Consider the following 20,191-nt stretch of genomic DNA (forward strand, 5'->3'; position numbering starts at 1 on the left):
GGTGACCATGACGCTGGGCAACCTCGCGGCCTTCACGCAGGACAACGTCCGTCGGCTGCTCGCGTACTCGACCATCGGCCAGGCCGGGTACCTCCTCGTCCCGGTCGCCGTGGCCGGACGCACCGACCTGGCCGAACCGGCGCTGCTGTACTTCCTCGCCGCGTACGCCGTCACCAACCTCGGCGCGTTCGCGGTGGTCGTCGCCGTCGGCCGGGACGAGATCGGGGCCTACGCGGCGCTCGCGCGGCGTTCCCGGCTGCTGGCCGTTTCGCTCGTCGTCTGCCTGCTGGGCCTGGTCGGCACCCCGCCGACCGCCGTGTTCGTCGGCAAGCTCCTGATGTTCGGCGCGGCGCTGGACGGCGGCCACGCGTGGCTCGCGGTGGTCGCCGCCGTCAACTCCGTCGCGAGCGTCTTCTACTACCTGCGCTGGATCGTCCCGGTGTTCTCGCGGGACACCGCCGGGGACGGCCGCCCGGACCACTCGGCCCGGTGGACGGCCTACCTGGCGGCCGCCGGATCCCTCGCCCTCGGCATCGGAAGCGGCATCGCGCTCACCGTCGGATGACGGAATGCGGAAAGACGGAATCCGGAAAGGCGGAATCGGGAGGCAGGAGCCGGGAAGCAGGAGCCGGGCGCGGGGACGTCCGCCGCCCCGGCCGGTGAACGCCGAACGCCGAACCTTCCCGCAGGAGGATCACCGGCCCGGCCCCGCCGCCGCCTGCAGGGCGCCGTGGATCCACCGCATGGCCTCGTGACCGGCGCCGATGTGCAGCGGGCGGCCGTCCGGGGTTCGGCAGTCGGCCACGAGCTCGAACCAGGCGGGGTCGTGGTGGAGCGGGCCACGGATGCGGTCGAGGACCAAAGGCCGGGGGAGCGGGTGCAGGGCGACCCGGACGTCCGGGGCGGGGCAACTGGCCACGATCCCCCTCGGGCCGATGAGGAGGCCGTCGTAGTCGGGCCGGCGGAAGTCGTCGTGGCCCCACACCACCGCCCGGACGGCGCGCTCGGTCGGGGGCGTGAGCGGCGCGGTGTGCGCCTTCCGGACTCCCCCGCGCTGCCACAGCCACAACGGCGTGACCAGCGGGACGCACGCGGCCACCGCCACCGCCGCGTACAGCAGTGTCCGCGCGGCGGTGGGGGGCTGCCATTCACTGGTCCGGCCCGCCACGGCCGCGCCGGTGCCGACGAAACAGGTGCCGATGAACAGCGAGGTCGCCGGCACCAGCGGGGACCACTTCGCCTCTCCCCGGGGGGTCGTCCCGCCCAGGGTCCCGTCGGCGTTCCTGCGGCCGTAGGTCACCGCGAGCCAGGCCAGGGTCGTGCCGAAGCCGCCGAGGGCGAGGGCGATCCCGGTCGGGCGGACCGGCAGCCAGGAAGGGTGGCGGCTCGTCGGCAGGGTCTCCGGCCACGGGCCGCCGGGGTCCAGCCGGACCTGGCGGATCTCGCCGCGCCAGCGCACGAGCTCCGCACGCTCGCCCGGCTCGGCACCGGCCCAGGCGTCGTCGTCGAGCACCCGCACCCGGTACGTGCGCGCGGCTCCACCGCCCGTCCGGTCGCCGCTCCCGGTGGCCGCGGCGGCGGGCGAGGTCTCGCGAAGGCGCAGCCAGTGATAGACGAACCTCGCGCGCACCTCCTCTTCGCGTTCCACCACCTGCGCGGGCACCGACGCGCGGCACTCCGGCACCACGGCGGCGGAACACACCCGGCTTTTCCGCCAGTCCTCGTGCGCCTGCGCGGCACGCCACGCCTCGACCGCCTGCCAGGCGGTCAGCGGGAACAGCGCGCAGAGCGCCACCGCCAGCAGCCATCGCCCCGTCCGGCCCCCCGCGATCCCGTTCGCCATCTCACCCACCGTCCGCCTTCTCACCCGCCGAGTCCCGGACGGCCAGGGGCGCCCACCGTTTCACGCGTCCGCTCGCCTCGCCCTCGCCCTCGCCTTCGGCGTCGGCGTCGGCGTCGGATGACGCTCCCGCACCGCACCTGCGATCGGACGCCCGCGATGAGGCGCTCAGCACCGACCGTGCGACCTGAACACAGCATGATCCGGAGCGGTGGCGCGCTTCAAGAGGCGCATCGTTCCGGCGGGCGAGTGGACGGCCCGCCTGGGACGTCCGGCACCGGCCACGTCGAAACCGGTCCCCTTAGGTATCGCAGGGGCTACCGAGAAGCCGATCCCTCGGGCCCGTCCCCAAGAATTCGGTATTCCCATTGGTACATCCACTGATGCACGGACCGTGCGGGCTGCACGACGATAGGTGACCGTGTCGAGCGGGAGCAGCGGCCGTTCCTCGGGGGGAGGGACGGCCGGTGACCACGGCGGGCGGAGCGCGGCCGGCGCGGCTCCCCCCGGCGATGCACCCGTGCGGCCACCGGCGATCCCCGCGGCCGCCGGCCCGGCGGTCGAGCCCGGGGGGACCCGACCGCCGGGACCACATCCCCGATCCCGGGCTCCCGGGGCCGACCGCCCATCGCCGTCGGAGACCCTCCGCCGCCCGAGCGCGGACGCCCCCGGTCGAACAAGGATTCGCCCCCTCTATCGGAGGAGAAGGAATCGTTGGACCAGACGAGCGAGGCCGGCACCGGGCATCCCGCCCGCACCGGGCGACCCGGCGACACCGCCGGTACGGATCTGCTCATCGGCCTGATGGGCAACCTACGAGGCCAGGGACTGACGGCCCGGCTAGAGGACGACGGCTTGCAGGTGAACGACGGCACCGGCGGCCGGACGATACGGCTGGAGTGCCGCCGCCGCGCCGACGACGGCGACCGATGGTGGCTCAGGCAGGCGGACGGGACCTGGCTGTGCGAAGCCGACAAACCCCACGAGATCATGACCTCGGTGAAGGGCGCGCTGCGGGGGGCCGACGCATGACCGCCCGGCCCGAAGCCGTCCCGCGCCGGTCCCCACCGCGGCCGCTCCTGCGGGCCGCCCCGGACGAGCGGGCGGGACCGGGGGAGTCCCTCCGGCTCCTGCGAGCCGAGTTCCCCGGACTCGGCTTCGTCGCCGACCCGCCCGCCGGAGTCTGGTTCGCGGTCGGCCGGCGCGGGCTCCTCGTGCGCGGCCGAACCGGCATCGAGCTACGGGAGCGGCTCATCGCGGCGGGCCTGCGCCCCCGCCGACCGTCTCCGTCGGCCGTGCCCACCACGTCGCCCTCCGCGCCCACCCGAGGGACGAACCCGGTCTGACGGCGATGAACCGGGAGTCCTGGCGCCGAAGGCGGGGATGTACCGGCTCACGACGGTCAGCAGCACCGCGGCGGCGGCCGCGATCGCCAGTGCGACGGCGTCGTTGTGCCCTTGGCCGGTCTCCAGGGCGAAGAAGCGCCGCAGCGGAGGGACGCCGAGGACGATGGCGAACGCCGCGGCCATCGCCGCGACGAGACCGAGCCGCCACCAGTTCCAGGGCCGTGCGACCAGGGCCAGGACCCACAGGGACAGCGCGAACAGCGCGATGGAGGCCGTCGTGCTGAGGTCGGCGAAGTCGCCGGCCGGCCGGGCGGTCGCGAGGTAGTAGCCCGCGAACGTGGCGCCGCCGCAGGCGACCCCGGCCGGTATCGCGAACCGGAGCACGCGTGGCACGAACCCGGGCCGGGCCCGCTCGTTGTTGGGGGCGAGCGCCAGGAAGAACGCGGGGACGCCGATGGCCAACGAGCTGATCAGCGTCAAGTGCCGGGGCAGGAACGGGAACTGGACGTTCGCCAGCCCGACCAGTACGACCAGGATGATCGCGTAGACGGTCTTCGTGAGGAACAGGTTGGCGACCCGCTCGATGTTGCCGAGGACGCGCCGGCCCTCGCCGACCACGTGCGGCAGCGTCGCGAAACGGTTGTCGAGCAGCACGACCTGCGCGACGGACCGGGCCGCGCCGCTGCCCGACCCCATCGCCACGGCGAGGTCGGCCTCCTTGAGCGCGAGCACGTCGTTGACGCCGTCCCCCGTCATCGCGACCGTGTGGCCTTTGGACCGCAGTGCCCTGACCATCGCCTGCTTCTGCTGCGGACCGACCCGTCCGAACACCGAGCTCTCGTCCAGGACGTCCGCCATCGCGGCGGGGTCGCCGGGGAGCTCGCGGGCGTCGACGGGGTGGTCGGCGCCGGCCAGGCCGAGGGCGCGGGCGATCGCGCCGACGGAGACCGGGTCGTCGCCGGAGATGACCTTCACCGCGACGCCCTGCCCGGCGAAGTAGCGCAGGGTCGGCGCCGCCTCCGGCCGCAGCCGCTGCCGCAGGACGACGAGCGCGGCCGGTTCCGCGGTCGCCGCGACGTCGAGCCGGCCGGGATCGGCGAGCGAGCCGTCCGGCACGCGGGCGAGCGCCAGCACCCGCAGCCCGCCCGCGCCCAGGTCCCGCGCCCGGCCGCGGGACGGGTCGTCCGGCCCGAGGAGCACGTCCGCCGCGCCGAACACCCAGCATCCGCGGCCGCGGAACTCCGCGCCGCTCCACTTGCGGGCCGAGGAGAACGGGACGCTCCCGGCCGGTTCCCACGGCTCCGCCTCCGCGCCGAGCCCGTCGAGCACGGCCCGCATCGTCGCGTTCGGGTCGGGATCGGACGCGGCGAGCGACGCGAGCGCCTCCCGGGCGGGCAGGTCCGCGCGCAGGACGACCACCTCACCGAGGTCCATGCCGGGCTCGGTGAGCGTGCCGGTCTTGTCGACGCACAGCACGTCCACCCTGGCCAGGCCCTCGATCGCGGGCAGCTCCTGGACGAGGCAGCGGCGCCGCCCGAGCCGGACGACCCCGACCGCGAACGCGATGCTCGTCATCAGCACCAGCCCTTCGGGGACCATCGTCACGACGCCCGCGACCGCGCCGGTCACCGCGTCGGAGACGTTGTCGGCGGAGGAGAACTGGGTGGCGAACAGCAGGACCGCGGCGGGGACGACCAGCCACGTCACGTACTTGAGGAACGCGTTGATGCCCGCCATCAGCTCGGAGTGCGCCAGCGAGAAACGGCTCGCCTCCTCCGCCAGCCGGGCCGCATAGGCGTCCGGGCCGACCTTCGCGGCGGTGAACGCGCCGCCGCCCGCCACCACGAAGCCGCCCGACCGCACCCGCGCCCCCGCCGGTTTGCGGACGGCGTCGGCCTCTCCCGTGAGCAGCGACTCGTCGACCTCCAGCCCGTCGGAGGCCACCACGTCGCCGTCCACCACGATCTGGTCGCCGGAGCCGAGGACGATCAGGTCGCCCAGCACGACCTCCTGCTGTGCGATCTCATGGACGGCCCCGTCCCGCCGGACCCGCGCGGGCGTCTCGCCGACGACGGCGAGCCGGTCCAACGTTCGTTTCGCGCGCAACTCCTGGACGACTCCGATCGCCGAGTTCGCCACGAGAATCAGCCCGAACAGCCCGTCCTGCCACTCCCCGAAGACGAGCACGAGCACCAGCAGCGTCCCGATCAGCGCGTTGAACCTGGTCAGCACGTTCGCGCGGACGATCTCGGGCACCGACCGGCTGGACCGTCGCGGCACGTCGTTGACGCGCCCGTCCGCGACGCGCTCGCGCACCTCGGCGGCCGTCAGCCCCCGCTCGGCCGCCGTCGGATTCCCGTTCACACAGGCGTCCTCCCCGGGCCGGTCGCGGCTATGTCGGCCCGGTGCCCTTGCCCGCACCTTTGGAATTAGGTCAAAGGCCCACAGAACGGGCGTCACGGTCTGCTTTTACCGCTGCTGGGACAATCGCACGGCGAAGAATTCGGAACATGCCGCGTCCGGTGCCTGTTCTCGCTGGTCAAAGGGAGGCGACCTCGCCGCCGGAGGTATCCGTGCAGCGGAAGAAACCGGCTTCCCACCAGAACGTGGCCCCCGACCTCGTGGGTCGGGGGCCACGTACGTGACACGAGCGGACGGGGTCAGCGCCTCACGGCGTTGAACGCGTCGACGATGCCCTTGCCGTAGAACCCGTTGTAGCGCTTCGAGCCCTCACAGGCGTGAGTGGTCACGACCTTCTGGAACGAGCCGTCCGCCTGCTTGACGTACCGGGTGTAGGTGTAGGACCCGGACGGCGGGCACTTGGTCGCGGTGGCGGTGCCGGTCAGGATCGACCGGACGGCCGCCGGGGCCATGGTGAGCCCGCCGTCGGCCTTGTCGCGCTTGCCGTACCTGCTGACGATCAGCGCCGCCACGCCCGCGGCGTGCGGCGAGGCCATCGAGGTGCCCTGGATCGACTGGTAGTACGCGCAGACGCCGCCCTTGCAGCTGCGCACCACCCGCGGGGTGTTGGGCGTGCCGTCGGCGTTCAGCTCGCCCCGTTCACGCGCGATCGACTCAGGGTAGGCGGCCCAGATTCCGGCCTTGTCGTCGAGCTTCCGGTCGGCGGTGTCGTACTTGTCGCCACCGGGCGCCGCGACCGCGATGTAGCCCTTTCCGTAGCTGGAGTAGTAGGCTTTGCGCTCGCTGATCCCGGTCGAGGAGACCGGGATGACGTGGTCGCCTTCCCCGGGCAGGGAGAGGCAGCTCGCCGGGATCGTGCGCTCGTAGGGCTGCTCGCCGGGCTCCGAGGCGAAGTCGGGGCTCGACGCGTCGGTGTTGGTCTTGGTGTAGTCGATCGCCTCGTTGCCCGCGGCGGCGACCAGGGTGACGCCGTGCCGGTGCGCGAAGTTCAGCGCCCGGTTCGTCGCCTCGATGATCGTCCGCTGCTCGGCCTGGTCGGCCGGGGAGTCCGCGGGGTTGTTCGCGCAGTTGAACAGCCACGGGTCGATGTAGTAGCTCATGTTGACCACGTCGATGCCGTGCCTGCCCGCGTAGGTGAGCGCGTCGACCGTGGGCTGGAGGAAGAAGTAGCCGGAGTCCTGGCCCGCGCGCAGGTTGACGAGCGACACGTTGGGCGCGACGCCCGCCATGCCGAGACCGTTGCGGGGCGAGGCGATCGTCGAGGCGACGTGGGTGCCGTGCTCGTTCTCGTCCACGTCCGCCGGGTCGTTGCAGGACTTGTCCGGCTCGTCGGCGCAGGGGCCGTCGACCTCCGCGCCGTTGGCGTCGACCGGGATGTCGGTGGTGAAGTTGCGGCTCAGCGCCCGGTCGAAGTTGGGCGCGATGTCCGGGTGGGAGCCGTCGATGCCGGTGTCGATGACGCCGACGGTGACGCGCCGGTCACCGGGCTCGACCCTGTACGAGCCCTTGGCCGTCGCGCGGATCTGCTTCATGTCCCACTGCAGGCCGGCGAGGGGCTCCTCGCCCTTCTTCGCGCCCTTGACGGTGGTGGCGCCGGTGGTCTGGCCCCGGCCCTCCTTCTCCACGGCGAACTGCTCGGTGACCTTCCCGGTCTTGGGAGCCCGGCCGATCACCCGGTTGGCGGCCGCGCCGTCCAGCGCGCCCTGCCTGCGGGCCTGCGCCGCGAAACCGGTGTCGGTGGACCGGACGGTCGCCACGCCGACATCGGTGTTCTCGCGGACGATCGTGCCGCCGGCCGCCTTGACGGCGGCGCGGGCGTCGGTGAGCGAGACGCCGTCCTTGTAGAGGACGACGTACTCGGAGGCTTGGCCGGAAGCCCGGTCGGGCACGGCCGAAGCTGGGGCCGCCAGCGCGGTCGTCGCGGTGACGACGGCGCAGGCGGCGATGATCAAGGTACGCCGCAACGCACAACCTCCTGGCAAAAGATGGCGATACGCCCGAAATGTGAGGGCGAGCCAGGAGACGTTACGGCGGCGACTGTTGAGGCTTGCGTACGGATTTGTAACGAAACGGGCCAATTTCGGTTCGGGGTGAGGCGGGACCGTGATCGCCGAGCCCTTGGAGAAGTCGGTCCACGGCAACGTTCGTCCGGCCGTGTGACCGCGGGATCCATAATGTCGGATTCCAGGCGGTCAAGCCTGAACTGGGCGTTCTCGGGAAACAGTTCGGCGGCAGGCGTCGTCGCCGGCCGAATTCCTTCACGGTCCCGCCTTCATCGACCGCGAGGCCGTCGAACCGCTGCGGCGCCTGTGATGTCCGACCGCGGTGGGATCCGCCCGCCCGCGACACGCCCATCGCGGCTTCTCCGCCGTCGTGGTTCCGGGGCTCCGCCGGTTTCCCGGCCGTCCGGCGCGCGCACCTCGCCGACCCCGGCCCCGGCAACTCGACGACCTGCCTGAATCCCGCCTGCGTCGGCGGTCGGGCCGTCGGGCCTGGCGGGTCAAGGGCGCCGTGGCGCGGCCCGGCCCGGCGGGCGCGCGGCTCTCGGCAGGGAGCACGCCCGCCGGGCCGGGCCGCGACCGGGCGGCCGGGCGCGCCGCGCCGCGAGGCCGCCCGTTAGTCTGCTCACCATGACCGATACCTCGTCCCTTACGCCGCGAGAAGCCTTCGAGACGCTGCTGGCCGGCAACGAGCGGTTCGTGGCCGGTTCGCCGGAACATCCGAATCAGGACGCCGCCCGCCGCGCCGAAGTCGTACCCGCGCAGAAACCGTTCGCCGTGCTCTTCGGCTGCTCCGACTCCCGCCTGGCCGCCGAACTGATCTTCGACCGCGGGCTGGGCGACCTGTTCGTCGTCCGCACCGCCGGTCACGTCGCGGGGCCGGAGGTGCTGGGCAGCATCGAGTACGGGGTGAGCGTGCTCGGCGCCCCGCTGGTGGTGGTGCTCGGCCATGACGCGTGCGGCGCGGTCGCGGCCACCCGTGCCGCCGTCGATGACGGCACGGCGGCGGGCGGCTACGTGCGGGACGTGATCGAGCGGGTGACCCCCAGCGTGCTGGCCGCCCGCGCCGCCGGGCACACCGAGGACGAGGACTTCATCGCCGGGCACATCCGGCACACCGTCGACCTTCTCGTGGACCGCTCGCACGTCCTGGCGCAGGAGGTCGACGCCGGTCGGACGGCGGTGGTGGGGCTGTCGTACCGGCTGGCCGACGGGACGGCCCGCCTGGTCACGGCCCGCGGCCTGGAGGTGCCCGCGGGCGCGGTTCCGTGATGCCGGTGACCGGTGTCCCCTGAGGCCGTGGCCTGAACGGCGGTCCCGGCGGCCTTCGCGAGCCGTGCGGCAGCGGACGCGGCGGCGGGACTCACCGGAAAGGGGCGGGAACCTCTCGGCCCCGCCCCTTCCGCGTCTCTGGTTCCACCGTCAGCTCTTCACCGGGTCCTTCGGGATCGCGTCGTCGTACGGCGCGGTGCTGCGGCCGTGGAGCGGGTGCGCCGCCATGTACACCAGGCCGGTGCCGATCACGACGAGCCCGGACAGTGCCACGATCCAGTTGTCGTACCAGGGGGAGTCCGGCGTGCGGGGCCATGCCATGTTGACGATGGCGATGACGCCGTAGACGAGTGCCGCGATGTTCACCGGCAGGCCCCACCGGCCCAGGGTGTACTTGCCGCTCGGCACCCAGCCCTTGAGCCGTGCGCGGAGCGCGGCCAGCACCACCATCTGGAAGCCGATGTAGATGCCCAGCGACGCGAAGCTGATGATCTTTGTGATCGCGTCGGTCGAGAACTTCGAGCCGAGGACGATGGCGGCCGGCACCAGGGCGGCGACGACCAGCGCGTACGGCGGCACGTGCCGAGCCTGGGAGAACTTCTTGAGCAGCGAGCTCCCCAGGATCATCCCGTCGCGGCCGTAGGAGTAGGCCAGCCGGCTGGCCGCCGCCTGCAGGCTCATGGCGCAGGAGAGGAACGACAGCAGCACCACGAGGAGCACGATCTTGGCGCCGACGTCACCGAACGCCTGGTCGAGCACGGTGCTCACCGGGTCGGCGGCCTCCCCGGAGACGACCGCCGCGATGTCGGTCACCGACAGGACCAGGGCGAGGCAGACGAAGGTCGCCGCGGCCCCGCCGATGTAGATGGTGCGGCGCATCGCCTTCGGGATCAGCCGGCCGGGGTCGGCGACCTCCTCGGCCACGTCGCCGCAGGCTTCGAAGCCGTAGTACTGGAAGACGCCGATCAGCGCGGCGGCCGCGAACGCCGGGAGGTAGCTGCCGCCGCCCCCGGTGCCGAAGGTGTCGAACAGGACTCCGAGGTCGTGCTCGCGGTGCGCGATCAGCAGCCAGCCGCCGACCGCGAGGGCGCCGAGGATCTCCGCGGTGAACCCGATCAGCGCGGCCATGGCCAGCACCTTCGTGCCCATGAAGTTGATCGCGGTCGCCAGCCCCAGCAGCACGAGCGCGCACACGATGGTGGTGTTGACGGTGGCCGTGAAACCGAACGTGGCCGCGATGTAGGGGCCGGCGCCGTACACGACCGAGGCGATGGTGACCAGGAGCGCGACCATGTACACCCAGCCGGTCATCCAGGCGTACCGGCGGCCCCACAGCCGGCGCGCCCACGGGTACACCCCGCCGGCGACCGGGAACTGCGCCACCACCTCGCTGAAGACGAGCGCCACCATGAACTGGCCGATGCCGACGATGAGGAAACTCCAGATCATCGGCGGGCCGCCGGTGGCGAGGGCGTACGCGAAGAGCGTGTAGACACCGACTACCGGGGACAGGTAGGTGAACCCGAGGGAGAGGTTCGCCCAGGGGCTCATGTCCCGCTTGAACTCCGATTCATAGCCCAGGGCGTGGAGATGAGCCGCGTCGTCGTGCTGGTCGGATCGTGGGTGGCCGTCGGACTCCGCCGATGGGGACGTCGTGCGTGTCATCCGCTCTGTCGTGGCCGGGGGGTGCCGCCTCGCACTACGAGGTTCGCGGAAAACTACAATTCCAGGGGTTATGCGTCAAGCATTCGGTGAGCCTGATCGACTACGTTGAACGCGCCCTCGCCCGCCGGGGGTGGAAGGAGGCCGGTAGATGTCCGCGCTCGCTGCGCTTCTCGCGCCCTCGACGGGGGCCGGCCGGGCCCAGGAGGTCGTCCAGCGGATCAGCGAGGCCGTTCACCTGGGGCTCCTGAGCGACGGGGAGAGGCTGCCCGCGGAGGTCGATCTCGCGGCCCAGTTCGGCGTCGCGCCGATGACGGTGCGCGAGGCGCTCGCCGAACTCCGCGAGCAGGGCCTGGTCGAGACCAAGCGGGGGCGCAACGGCGGCTCGTTCGTCCGCCATCCCAAGTCGCCGCCGATCGAGCCGCAGCGCCAGCGCCTGGCCGCGATGACGGTCTCGGAGCTGCGGGACATCGTCGACGAGCACCAGGCCGTTGCCGGACGATCGGCCCGGCTCGCCGCCGAGCGCGCTTCGGCGGTCAACGTCCGCCGGCTGTTCGCGCTGACCGAGCAGCTCCGCACGGCGGACGGCCTCGGTGACCGGATCCGTGCCGACTGCCGCTTTCACATCGAGCTGGCGGTGGCCGCGCAGTCCACGCGGCTGACCCGGCTCGAGGCGAGCCTCCAGGCGGAGGTGTCCGGCCTGCTCTGGTTGCCGCTCGGCCCCGAGATCGATCTCGACGCGATGGTGGAGGAGCACCACGCGATCGCGACCGCGGTCGTGTCCGAGAACGGTGAGGAGGCCCGACGCCTCACCGAGGAGCATGTGGCGGGCAATCTGCGCAGACTCACCGCCCTTCACCTCCTGCTGACCGAGGAAGGAGCGCAGCTGTGAACGCAAAGCGGCTTGGTCCCGACGCCGGCGCCCTGGCGCGGGCGGCCTCCGACGCGCTGGAGCCGGTGTTCGCCCGGCTCGCCCGCATCGCCGAGGCCGTCGCCGAGAGCCGTCCGCCGGGCGGCGACGGCTGGTCCGAGGCCCACCTCGGCGACGTGCAGAACCTGCTGATCGAGCTGCTCGCGGAGGACGGCCTCGCCGTCGGCTTCGGCTTCGCCGCCGCCCCCGGGCAGATCGACGGGGAGGACCGGTACATGGCGTGGTGGCAGCGCCAAGGCGATCGGGCGGTCAGGCTGCGGCTCAACTTCGACCCCGACAGCATCGACGTCTACGACTACCTCCAGATGGAGTGGTTCAAGCCCGCCCGGCAGTCGCGGAGCCGGGTCGCGTACGGTCCCTACGTCGACTACTCCGGTTCCGAGCTGTACGTCGTGACCGCCGCCGTCCCGATCACCGTCGACGGCGTCTTCCTCGGGGTCTCGGGAGTGGACCTGTCGGTCGGCGAGCTCGAGCGCAGGCTGATCGGCGTGCTGCGCGGGACGCCCGCCGACGCGGTCATCGTCAACGCCGAGCGGCGGGTGATCGCGGCGAACACGCCGCGCTGGGTGATCGGCGCGCTGCTGCCGCACATGCCGACGCCCTCGGGGACGGCGGGCCGCGGCGCGTTCGTCGACGTCGTGGAGCTGCCCCTGAGCACCGGCTGGGTGCTCGCGCTCGCGGAACCGGAGGCGCCGGAGAATCGGTGAGGCGGGCATCTTGACAATTTAAACTCTAAGTCCAGAGTATTGGGTCACGCCGCTGACCGTAGTTCTCTGGAGGTCGCCCATGCCGCCCCTCGCCCCCGGTTCGCCTCCCGTCCTGGACGTCGCCGACCCGTCCTTCTCGATCACCTCGGCGGACGTCCACGCCGCCCGGGAGCGCAGCTGGTACGCCACCACCCCGTACGGGATCGCGGTCCTGCGCTACGACGAGGTGAGCCGGCTCCTCAAACACCCCAGGCTCCGCCAAGGCAGCGTCGCGTGGCCGGCCCACAACGGGGTCACCGAGGGCCCCTTCGCGCGGTGGTGGGCGAGCTGGATCCTGAACAAGGAGGGCGAGGAGCACCACCGGCTGCGGCGGCTGATGAACCCGGCGTTCTCGCGCAAGCTCATCGGCGGGCTCGTGCCGCGGTTCCGGGCCCTGGCCACCGAACTGATCGACGGCTTCGCCGAGCGCGGCGAGTGCGAGTTCGTCGCGGAGTTCGCGGAGCCGTACGCCGCCCGGGTGATCGCGATCATGCTGGGCCTGCCCGAGGAGGAGTGGCCGGTCATCGCCCGGGATTCGGCCACCATCGGGCTCGCGATGGGCGTCACGCTCCGCCGGGACCTGCCCGAGATCGAGGCGGCGCTCGCCCGGCTCTACGACTACTGCGACGCGCTGATCGCGGACCGCCGTGCCGCCCCGCGCGACGACTTCGTCACCGCGCTGGTCGAGGCGTCCCGCGCCGACGACGGCCGGCTCAGCGACGCCGAACTGCGCGACGGCATGGTGCTGTTGATCTTCGGCGGCTTCGACACCACGCGCAACCAGCTCGGGCTCGCCATGCAGACCTTCAGCGGCCACCTCGACCAATGGAGCCTGCTGGCCGAGCGCCCCGACCTCGGCGGCAAAGCCGTCGAGGAGGTCATGCGGGTGAACCCGACCGTCCGCTGGGTGACCCGGGAGGTGCTCGAGGACTTCACGTTCGAAGGACTCGACCTCACCGCCGGGACCACGGTGCACCTCTACAGCGAGTCCGCCGGCACCGACCCGCGGGTGTTCCCCCCGGGGCTCGACATCACCGCCGAGCGCAAGCCCCACTTCGGGTTCGGCGGCGGGGCGCACCACTGCCTGGGCCACTTCGTCGCCCGCTCCGACATGAGCGAGGCGCTGCCGCTGCTGGCCCGCCGGATGCGCGACATCCGCCTCCTGCCCGGTGCGACGTGGTTGCCCGACTCGGGGAACACCGGCCCCGTGCGCCTGCCGATCGGCTTCACCCCCGCCCCCTGACCGCACCCGCCCCGAACGCCACCCCCGCGAGGAGTTCCCGATGAAGGTGAACGTCGACCTTTCGCTGTGCCAGGACCACGGCCAGTGCGCCATCGCCGCCCCCGAGGTCTTCCGGATCAACGACGAGGGCCGGCTCGAGTACGACGGCACGCCCGGCGAGGCGATGAGAGAGCACGTCGAGGAGGCCGCCGATGTCTGCCCCGTGCAGGCGATCCTGATCGAGGGCTGATGCCGGCCCGCCCGCGAGTCGCCGTCGTCGGTGCCTCGCTCGCCGGCCTCCGGGCCGCCGAGCGGCTCCGCGCCGCCGGACACGACGGCCCGATCACGGTGTTCGGCGCCGAGCCGCACCCGCCCTACAACCGGCCGCCACTGACCAAGGAGGCGCTCGCGGACCCCCGCGCCACCGAGCCGTCCGCCCTCGCCGAGCGGCTCTCCTTCCGGCACCGGGCCGCCACCGCGGACGTCGAGTTCCGGCTGGGCGACGCCGTCGCCTCGGCCGACCTGGCGGCGGGGACGCTCACCACCGAGTCCGGTCACCGTGCCGGGTACGACGGGCTGGTGGCGGCGACCGGCCTGCGCCCGCGCCGGCTCGCCGTCCCCGGCCCCGCGGCGGGACGCCATGTGCTCCGCACCGTGGAGGACTGCCACGGACTGCGCACGGCCCTGCGCCGGCACGGCCGCGCCGAGGTCGTCGTGATCGGCGCCGGCTTCATCGGCTGCGAAGCCGCCGCGACGCTGCGCACCCTCGGCCACGCCGTCACCGTCGTGGAGCCGGCGGGCCCGCCCCTGGTGCGGGTGATCGGCGAGCCGCTCGCCGCGGCCGTGCGACGCCACCACGAGGCGGCGGGCGTTCGGTTCGTGCTCGGCGCCGGCGTCACCGCGTTCGCCGGGGACGGGCGGGTCGCCGGTGTCGTCCTCGGCGGCGGTGAGGTCCTGCCCGCGGACGTCGTCGTGGAGGCGGTCGGCTCGGCGTGCAACACCGAGTGGCTGGCGGGCAACGGGCTGCCGCTGGACGACGGCGTCCTGACCGACAACCGGCTCGGGATCGCCGGAGCGCCGCGCGCCGTCGCCGCCGGTGATGTCGCCCGCTTCCCGAACCCGCTCTTCGACGAGGTCCCGAGGCGGGTGGAGCACTGGTCGATTCCCGCCGACACCGCCAAGCGGGCCGCGGCCACGCTCGTCGCGCTGCTCGCGGGCGAGCCCCCCGACACCACGCCGTTCGCTCCGCTCCCGTCCTTCTGGAGCGACCAGCTCGGCCTCCGGTTCCAGAGCCTCGGCTCGCCGTCCCTGGCCGACGAGGTCCGCGTCGAGGAAGGCGACCCGGACCATCTGGCCGGCGGCGTCCTCGCCACGTACCACCGGAGCGGGCGCCTGGTCGGCGCCCTCACCGTCAACATCGGCCCCGCCCGGCAGCGCGATCTCCGTGACGCGTTCGCCGCCCTCGCCCCGACCGCCTGACGCGGTCCACCGACCAGACAGAGGCACACCCGTGACCACAAGCGCTCTCGATCACCACCGCCAGGAGAACGCCTCCGGCCCGCACCTCGCCGACGCCCTCGCGACGATCACGGAACGCGGCGTCAAGTACGTCTACTACCAGTCCGTGTCCATCACCGGCCGCGTCGTCGGCAAGGTGATGCCCGCCCGCCACTTCGGGCGGGCCGCCGTCAAGGGCGTGCAGCAGCACCGCACGGCGGTCGCGAACCTGCAGACGACCCGGGACGGGCTGCTGCTCGGCGGTGGCGTGAACGCCGCCGAGTACACCGCGATCCCCGACCTGGAGACCTTCGCGGTGCTGCCGTGGGACACCTCGTTCGCCCGGGTCTTCTGCCGGCTCTACGAGCCCGACCATCTCGGTGAGGGCGCGGGCGCGCCGTACGCCTGCGACGCCCGCGGCGTCCTCAAGCGCGTCCACCGCGAGTTCACCCTGCGCACCGGGCTGGAGATGCGCACGGGCTGCGAACCGGAGATGACGTGGAAGGGGGAGGGGCTCGAGGCCCGATTCCGGCCGGAATCGAGCCCGGCGTACCACATCGAGCACCTCGAGCGGAACCGGGAGATCATCAAGAAGGTGATCGACTACGCCGAGGCGCTGGGCCTCGACATGATCGAGGGCGATTACGAGGACGAGTTCCAGATCGAGCTCAACTTCATGTACGACCACGCCGACCTGACCGCGGACCGGCTCGTCACCTATCGCCAGATTTGCAAGCAGGTCGCACGCGAACTCGGCATCGAGGCGAGCTTCATGCCCAAGCCCGCCACGGGGATGATGGGCAACGGCTGCCACCACAACTTCAGCCTCTGGCGCGACGGCGTGAACGTGCTGGAGGACCCCGGCGTCACCGAGCTGCACCTGTCACGGGAGGGCCGGCACGCGCTCGGCGGCCTCCTCCTCCACTCGGCCGGCGCGATGCTGATCAACGGCTCGACGGTCAACTCCTACAAGCGGTACTGGGACGCCGGGCAGTTCGCGCCCTCGAAGATCAACTGGGGCCTGGACAACAAGACCTGCACCGTCCGGCTCCCGGCGAACGGGCGGCTGGAGTACAAGCTGCCCGACGCCGCGGTGAACCCCTACCTCTCCCACGCGGTCATGATCGCGGCCTGTGAGGACGGGCTGAAGAACGCCATCGACCCCGGGGAGCCCGACCAGGGCTCGTCGTACGAGGGCGCGCAGGACTCCCGCTTCCCCGAGTTGCCGATGATGCTGGGCGAGGCGATCACCGCGTTCCGCCGGGACCCGGTGATCACCTCCGCGCTCGGCGACGAGCTCTCCGCCCTCCTGATCGACTACCACACCGACGAGTGGGCCCGGTTCTGCGGACACGTGACCGACTGGGAGCGCGCGACCTACTGGGACGACGCCCCGTGAGCGCCGGGACGCCGTTGCGGCTGGCCTGCCTGGACGCCGAGGCGCCCCCGCTGTTCTCGCGGTGGTCCGCCGAACGCGGCCGTGTCGGCTTCGAGCCCGCGGTGGCCGGGCTGCTGGGGGCCGAACTCGGCCGGCCGGTGGAGTGGGTCCGGGTGCCGTGGGCGCGGATGATCCCGATCGTGCGGGAGCACGGCGCGGACGCGGTGCTGTGCGGGCAGGGCATCACCCCGGCGCGCAGTGCCCTGGTCGACTTCACGCGGCCGTACGCGGTCTTCCATGAGAGCGTGCTCGTCCGCCGCGGCTCGGGCATCGCCTCGGCCCGGGACCTGGCCGGGCTGCGCGTGGCCGCCATCGAGGGCAGTACGAACATGGCGCTGGCCGAGACGTTCGCCGGGGCCGTCCCGGTCGGCTTCGGGTCCGGCGGCTCCGACGACGTGTACGGCGACATGCTCGCCGCGCTGGAGACCGGGGCCGTGGACGCGGTGGTCGACGACGACGTCGTGTTCGTGCCGCTCGGGGAGGGCGACCCGCGGTTCGAGATCGCGTTCACCGTGCGGACGGGCAACCGCTGGGGGATCGGGGTGGCCAAGGACCGGCCAGAACTGCGCGCGGAGCTGGACGGCGCCCTCGCCCGGGCGATCGTCGACGGGCGCCACCGCGCGGCGTGGGACGCGTGGCTGCCCACCCTGGACTACCCCTTCGAGGAGGTCTGAGTGCGTCCTCTGGTGGCGGTCGTCGGCCGCCGCGCCGAGACCGTGCCGATCCTGCGGTTCAGTGCGACGCTCGCCGCCGAGGCCATCTGCGAGGCGGTGTACGCCGCCGGCGGTGAACCGGTCGTGCTGCACGGCCCGGCCGCCGATCCGGCGCGCGGGCTGGCGGAGCGGCTGGAGCGGTTCGGCGGCGTCCTGATGCCGGGCGGCGCCGACCTGGATCCGGAACGCTACGGGCAGCGGCCGCTCCCGGAGACGGTCGACGTGGTCGGCTTCCAGGACGACTTCGACCTCGCGACGGCCCGCGCCGTGATCGCCGCGCGGCTTCCGACGCTGGCGATCTGCAGGGGCATGCAGGTGCTGAACGTCGCCCTGGGCGGCACGCTCCATCAGCACCTGCGGGAGACCACCGTCGATCACCGCAACGGCGTGCACGACGTGCGCGTCGTGCGCGGGTCGCGCCTGCACGGCGTCGTCGGCTCCGAGCGGGTGCCGGTGTCGTCCTACCACCACCAGGCGATCGACGTCCTCGCCGCCGGCCTCACGGTTGCCGCGACGGCGGCGGACGGCGTCGTCGAGGCCGTCGAGCATCGCGGCGCCGACGTCATCGCCGTCCAGTGGCATCCCGAAGACCTGCACGACCGCTCCGCCTCGGACGCGGCCCTCTTCGCCGACCTGGTGGAGCGCGCCCACAAGAGAAGGGACGACCGATGACCGCGAAGCTCGACCGGGCCGCGCTCGAGGAGCGCGCCGCGGCGCTGACCCCGCCGACCCGGCTGTTCATCGACGGAGCGTTCGTCGACGCCGCGAGCGGGGCGACGTTCGGCTGCGTCTCGCCGCGCAACGGCACGGTGATCGCGCGGGTGGCCGAAGGGGCCGAGACCGACGTCGACCGGGCGGTGGCCGCCGCCCGCGCCGCCTTCGAGGACGGCCGCTGGGCGCGCCGGCCGCCGCGCGAACGCCGCGCGGTCCTGCAGCGCCTGGCCCGGCTGGTCGAGGAGCACGCCGAGGAACTGGCGCTCATCGAGGCGATCGACATGGGCAAGCCGTTCACCGACGCGCTCGCCGTCGACCTCCGGGTCACCGTCCAGACCCTCGACTTCTACGCGGAGGCGATCGACAAGACCTACGACGAGGTCGCTCCGACGGCCGAGGACGTGCTGGCGACGATCACTCGGGAGCCGCTGGGCGTCGTCGCCGCGGTCGTGCCGTGGAACTTCCCGCTGATGATGGCGATCTGGAAGGTCGCCCCGGCTCTGGCGGTCGGCAACTCGGTCATCGTGAAACCGGCCGAGCAGTCCCCGCTGTCCGCGCTGCGGCTGGCCGAACTGGCCGCCGAGGCCGGCCTCCCCGACGGTGTCCTCAACGTCGTCCCGGGCTTCGGGCCGACCGCGGGCCGCGCCCTCGGCGTGCACATGGACGTCGACGCCGTCGCGTTCACCGGCTCCGGGGCCGTCGGCCGCCGCTTCATGCGGTACGCCGCGGAGTCGAACATCAAGCAGGTCTCCTTGGAGCTCGGCGGCAAGTCGCCGCAGATCGTCCTGCCCGACGCCCCCGGCCTCGACCGGGTCGCCGAGGCGATCGCGACCGGGATCTTCTTCAACCAGGGCGAGGTCTGCACCGGCGGCTCCCGGCTGCTGGTCCACGGATCGATCAAGGACGAGCTGCTCGGGAAGGTGCTGGAGGCGTCGCGCCGCAAGCGGGTCGGCGACCCGCTCGACCCGGGCGTCGACATCGGCGCGCTCGTGGAGTCCGAGCACATGGACCGCGTGCTCGGCTACATCGACGTCGGCCGCGAAGAAGGCGCCCGCACCGTCCTCGGCGGCGGCAGGGTCCTCGCCGAGACCGGCGGCTACTTCATCGAGCCGACCGTGTTCGACCGGGTCGACCCGCGGATGCGGATCGCGCAGGAGGAGATCTTCGGCCCGGTGCTGTCGGTCATCGAGTTCGACTCGGTGGACGAGGCGGTACGGATCGCCAACGGCACGGCCTACGGGCTGGCGGCCGCGGTGTGGACCACCGATCTGTCCACCGCCCACCGCGTGTCCCGGCGCCTGCGCGCCGGCACGGTCTGGGTGAACTGCTACGACGACAGCGACATCACGGTGCCGTTCGGCGGCTATGGCCAATCGGGCTTCGGCCGCGACAAGTCCCTCCACGCGCTCGACAAGTACGCGCACCTCAAGAGCACCTGGATCAAGCTGTGACACCGGTCGTCCGCGTCGAGGAGGTGACGCCGGCGCGGGCCCTGCCGGACGATCCGGTGGCGCATGTGGCGGTACTGGTGTCCCTCAACTTCCCCGGCCTGGACGACCAGGTCGCGGAACTGGTCCGCCGTTTCACCCGGGTCACGCTGGAGACGCTCGTCCGGCTGGGGGCGTCGTACGCGTTGCTGGACACCTCGGCTCCGCTGCCGGATCCGGCGGCGACGGCCCGGTTCGACGGCCTGCTGCTGCTCGGCGGCGGCGACATCGACGGCAGTTGCTACGGCTCCGCCCTGCGCGACGTCCCGAACTCCTACGGTGTGGACGTCCGCGCCGATCGCGACGCCCTCCGGGGGATCGCGGCGGCCGAGGAGGCGGGCCGCCCGATTCTCGGCGTCTGCCGCGGCGCCCAGCTGCTCAACGTCCACCGGGGCGGAACGATCATCCCCGACATCGAGGAGTTCGCGCTGCACCGCGGCGGCGAGGGGCGGCCGATGTTCGTCGACGAGAAGATCCGGCTCGTTCCGGGCACCCGCCTGGCCCGCATCATGGGCGCGGGCGGCCTGGTCGTCCGCTCCGGTCACCATCAGGCCGTGGACGCGCTCGGCTCCGGGCTGGTCCTCGCCGCGGTGGCCCAGGACGGCATCGTCGAGGGTTTCGAGGACCCCGATCGCTGGCTGGTCGGCGTGCAGTGGCACCCGGAGGACGACGAGGGCCCGGAAGCGGACCGCCTACGGCTGTTCGGCGGTTTCGTGGAGGCGTGCCGAGCCCAACGAGGACCGTCTTCGTGATCGGCGACACGGGAACCGGCGGGGAGGCGGTCGTGGCGGATGAAGCGGTCGTGGCGGATGAAGCGGTCGTGGCGGATGAAGCGGTCAATGTGCACGGTGTCCAACCGGGGGAGTGCGATTCGCCGCCGCGTACGTTCTTCTCCGCCGCCG

Annotated in this window: 17 protein-coding genes; 13 read left to right on the forward strand and 4 right to left on the reverse strand. The window is 72.8% G+C overall.

Features of this window, described 5'->3' with window-relative positions; genetic code table 11:
• Window positions 1–565, forward strand: a 565-nt coding sequence (locus ACFQ11_RS21295; RefSeq protein WP_378301237.1) for a proton-conducting transporter transmembrane domain-containing protein, incomplete at its 5' end; no start/stop codon positions are given.
• A 129-nt stretch (window positions 566–694) separates the two neighbouring features.
• Here the strand turns inward: ACFQ11_RS21295 and ACFQ11_RS21300 are convergent.
• Window positions 695–1,843, reverse strand: a complete 1,149-nt coding sequence (locus tag ACFQ11_RS21300; RefSeq protein WP_378301239.1) for a hypothetical protein — start codon at window positions 1,841–1,843, stop codon at window positions 695–697.
• A gap of 711 nt (window positions 1,844–2,554) precedes the next feature.
• Between ACFQ11_RS21300 and ACFQ11_RS21305 the strand changes: the two genes are divergently transcribed.
• Window positions 2,555–2,872, forward strand: a complete 318-nt coding sequence (locus ACFQ11_RS21305; protein WP_378301241.1) for a hypothetical protein — start codon at window positions 2,555–2,557, stop codon at window positions 2,870–2,872.
• Between the two features lie 206 nt (window positions 2,873–3,078).
• On the opposite strand, the gene ACFQ11_RS21310 is transcribed toward ACFQ11_RS21305, so the two are convergent.
• Both ACFQ11_RS21310 and ACFQ11_RS21315 read right to left on the reverse strand, forming a co-directional pair.
• Window positions 3,079–5,550, reverse strand: a complete 2,472-nt coding sequence (locus ACFQ11_RS21310; RefSeq protein ID WP_378301243.1) for an HAD-IC family P-type ATPase — start codon at window positions 5,548–5,550, stop codon at window positions 3,079–3,081.
• A 296-nt stretch (window positions 5,551–5,846) separates the two neighbouring features.
• Entirely contained in the window at window positions 5,847–7,571 is a 1,725-nt protein-coding gene (locus ACFQ11_RS21315; protein ID WP_378301246.1) for a S8 family serine peptidase, read from the reverse strand.
• 666 nt (window positions 7,572–8,237) lie between these two features.
• On the opposite strand from ACFQ11_RS21315, the gene ACFQ11_RS21320 reads away from it, so the two are divergent.
• Window positions 8,238–8,879 carry a carbonic anhydrase gene (locus ACFQ11_RS21320; RefSeq protein ID WP_378301248.1) on the forward strand — a complete coding sequence of 214 codons (642 nt, stop codon included), beginning with the start codon at window positions 8,238–8,240 and terminating at the stop codon, window positions 8,877–8,879.
• Between the two features lie 150 nt (window positions 8,880–9,029).
• Here ACFQ11_RS21320 and ACFQ11_RS21325 read toward each other — a convergent pair whose 3' ends face one another.
• Window positions 9,030–10,430: an APC family permease gene (locus ACFQ11_RS21325; RefSeq protein WP_378301250.1), complete on the reverse strand. Its 1,401-nt coding sequence runs from the start codon at window positions 10,428–10,430 to the stop codon at window positions 9,030–9,032.
• A gap of 262 nt (window positions 10,431–10,692) precedes the next feature.
• On the opposite strand from ACFQ11_RS21325, the gene ACFQ11_RS21330 reads away from it, so the two are divergent.
• The 10 genes from ACFQ11_RS21330 to ACFQ11_RS21375 all read left to right on the forward strand — a co-directional run bounded on the left by ACFQ11_RS21330 (window position 10,693) and on the right by ACFQ11_RS21375 (window position 20,041).
• Complete coding sequence (locus ACFQ11_RS21330) at window positions 10,693–11,433, forward strand: FadR/GntR family transcriptional regulator (protein WP_378301251.1); 741 nt, start codon at window positions 10,693–10,695, stop codon at window positions 11,431–11,433.
• On the forward strand, window positions 11,430–12,179 hold the full coding sequence (locus ACFQ11_RS21335) for a cache domain-containing protein (RefSeq protein WP_378301254.1): 750 nt from the start codon (window positions 11,430–11,432) through the stop codon (window positions 12,177–12,179). The genes ACFQ11_RS21330 and ACFQ11_RS21335 overlap by 4 nt, the downstream gene beginning before the upstream one ends.
• A gap of 79 nt (window positions 12,180–12,258) precedes the next feature.
• Window positions 12,259–13,461 (forward strand): cytochrome P450, encoded by a 1,203-nt coding sequence (locus tag ACFQ11_RS21340; RefSeq protein WP_378301256.1) that lies wholly within the window; start codon window positions 12,259–12,261, stop codon window positions 13,459–13,461.
• A gap of 40 nt (window positions 13,462–13,501) precedes the next feature.
• Complete coding sequence (locus tag ACFQ11_RS21345) at window positions 13,502–13,690, forward strand: ferredoxin (RefSeq protein ID WP_378301258.1); 189 nt, start codon at window positions 13,502–13,504, stop codon at window positions 13,688–13,690.
• Window positions 13,690–14,919, forward strand: coding sequence for an NAD(P)/FAD-dependent oxidoreductase (locus tag ACFQ11_RS21350; RefSeq protein WP_378301260.1), 1,230 nt, complete (start codon window positions 13,690–13,692; stop codon window positions 14,917–14,919). Before ACFQ11_RS21345 ends, ACFQ11_RS21350 begins: the two co-directional genes overlap by 1 nt.
• A 31-nt stretch (window positions 14,920–14,950) precedes the next feature.
• The gene (locus ACFQ11_RS21355) at window positions 14,951–16,336 is read left to right on the forward strand and encodes a glutamine synthetase family protein (protein WP_378301262.1); all 1,386 of its coding nucleotides are present in this window, start codon (window positions 14,951–14,953) and stop codon (window positions 16,334–16,336) included.
• Complete coding sequence (locus ACFQ11_RS21360; protein ID WP_378301264.1) at window positions 16,333–17,049, forward strand: substrate-binding periplasmic protein; 717 nt, start codon at window positions 16,333–16,335, stop codon at window positions 17,047–17,049. The genes ACFQ11_RS21355 and ACFQ11_RS21360 overlap by 4 nt, the downstream gene beginning before the upstream one ends.
• Window positions 17,050–17,760 carry a gamma-glutamyl-gamma-aminobutyrate hydrolase family protein gene (locus ACFQ11_RS21365; RefSeq protein WP_378301266.1) on the forward strand — a complete coding sequence of 237 codons (711 nt, stop codon included), beginning with the start codon at window positions 17,050–17,052 and terminating at the stop codon, window positions 17,758–17,760.
• Window positions 17,757–19,253: an aldehyde dehydrogenase gene (locus tag ACFQ11_RS21370; RefSeq protein ID WP_378301268.1), complete on the forward strand. Its 1,497-nt coding sequence runs from the start codon at window positions 17,757–17,759 to the stop codon at window positions 19,251–19,253. Before ACFQ11_RS21365 ends, ACFQ11_RS21370 begins: the two co-directional genes overlap by 4 nt.
• A complete protein-coding gene (locus ACFQ11_RS21375; protein ID WP_378301270.1) occupies window positions 19,250–20,041 on the forward strand; it encodes a gamma-glutamyl-gamma-aminobutyrate hydrolase family protein in 792 nt (263 codons plus the stop codon). Before ACFQ11_RS21370 ends, ACFQ11_RS21375 begins: the two co-directional genes overlap by 4 nt.
• The last annotated feature ends 150 nt before the right edge of the window (window positions 20,042–20,191 follow it).

The organism is Actinomadura sediminis (assembly GCF_042675525.1).
GTDB classification, from domain to species: Bacteria; Actinomycetota; Actinomycetes; order Streptosporangiales; family Streptosporangiaceae; genus Spirillospora; species Spirillospora sediminis.

Bases quoted from the DNA above. Each gene is read 5' to 3' on its own strand.
- ACFQ11_RS21340 (WP_378301256.1), top strand. From the start codon at position 12,259: ATGCCGCCCCTCGCCCCCGGTTCGCCTCCCGTCCTGGACGTCGCCGAC.
- ACFQ11_RS21345 (WP_378301258.1), top strand. From the start codon at position 13,502: ATGAAGGTGAACGTCGACCTTTCGCTGTGCCAGGACCACGGCCAGTGC.
- ACFQ11_RS21325 (WP_378301250.1), bottom strand. From the start codon at position 10,430: ATGAGCCCCTGGGCGAACCTCTCCCTCGGGTTCACCTACCTGTCCCCG.
- ACFQ11_RS21350 (WP_378301260.1), top strand. From the start codon at position 13,690: ATGCCGGCCCGCCCGCGAGTCGCCGTCGTCGGTGCCTCGCTCGCCGGC.
- ACFQ11_RS21370 (WP_378301268.1), top strand. From the start codon at position 17,757: ATGACCGCGAAGCTCGACCGGGCCGCGCTCGAGGAGCGCGCCGCGGCG.
- ACFQ11_RS21320 (WP_378301248.1), top strand. From the start codon at position 8,238: ATGACCGATACCTCGTCCCTTACGCCGCGAGAAGCCTTCGAGACGCTG.
- ACFQ11_RS21330 (WP_378301251.1), top strand. From the start codon at position 10,693: ATGTCCGCGCTCGCTGCGCTTCTCGCGCCCTCGACGGGGGCCGGCCGG.
- ACFQ11_RS21300 (WP_378301239.1), bottom strand. From the start codon at position 1,843: ATGGCGAACGGGATCGCGGGGGGCCGGACGGGGCGATGGCTGCTGGCG.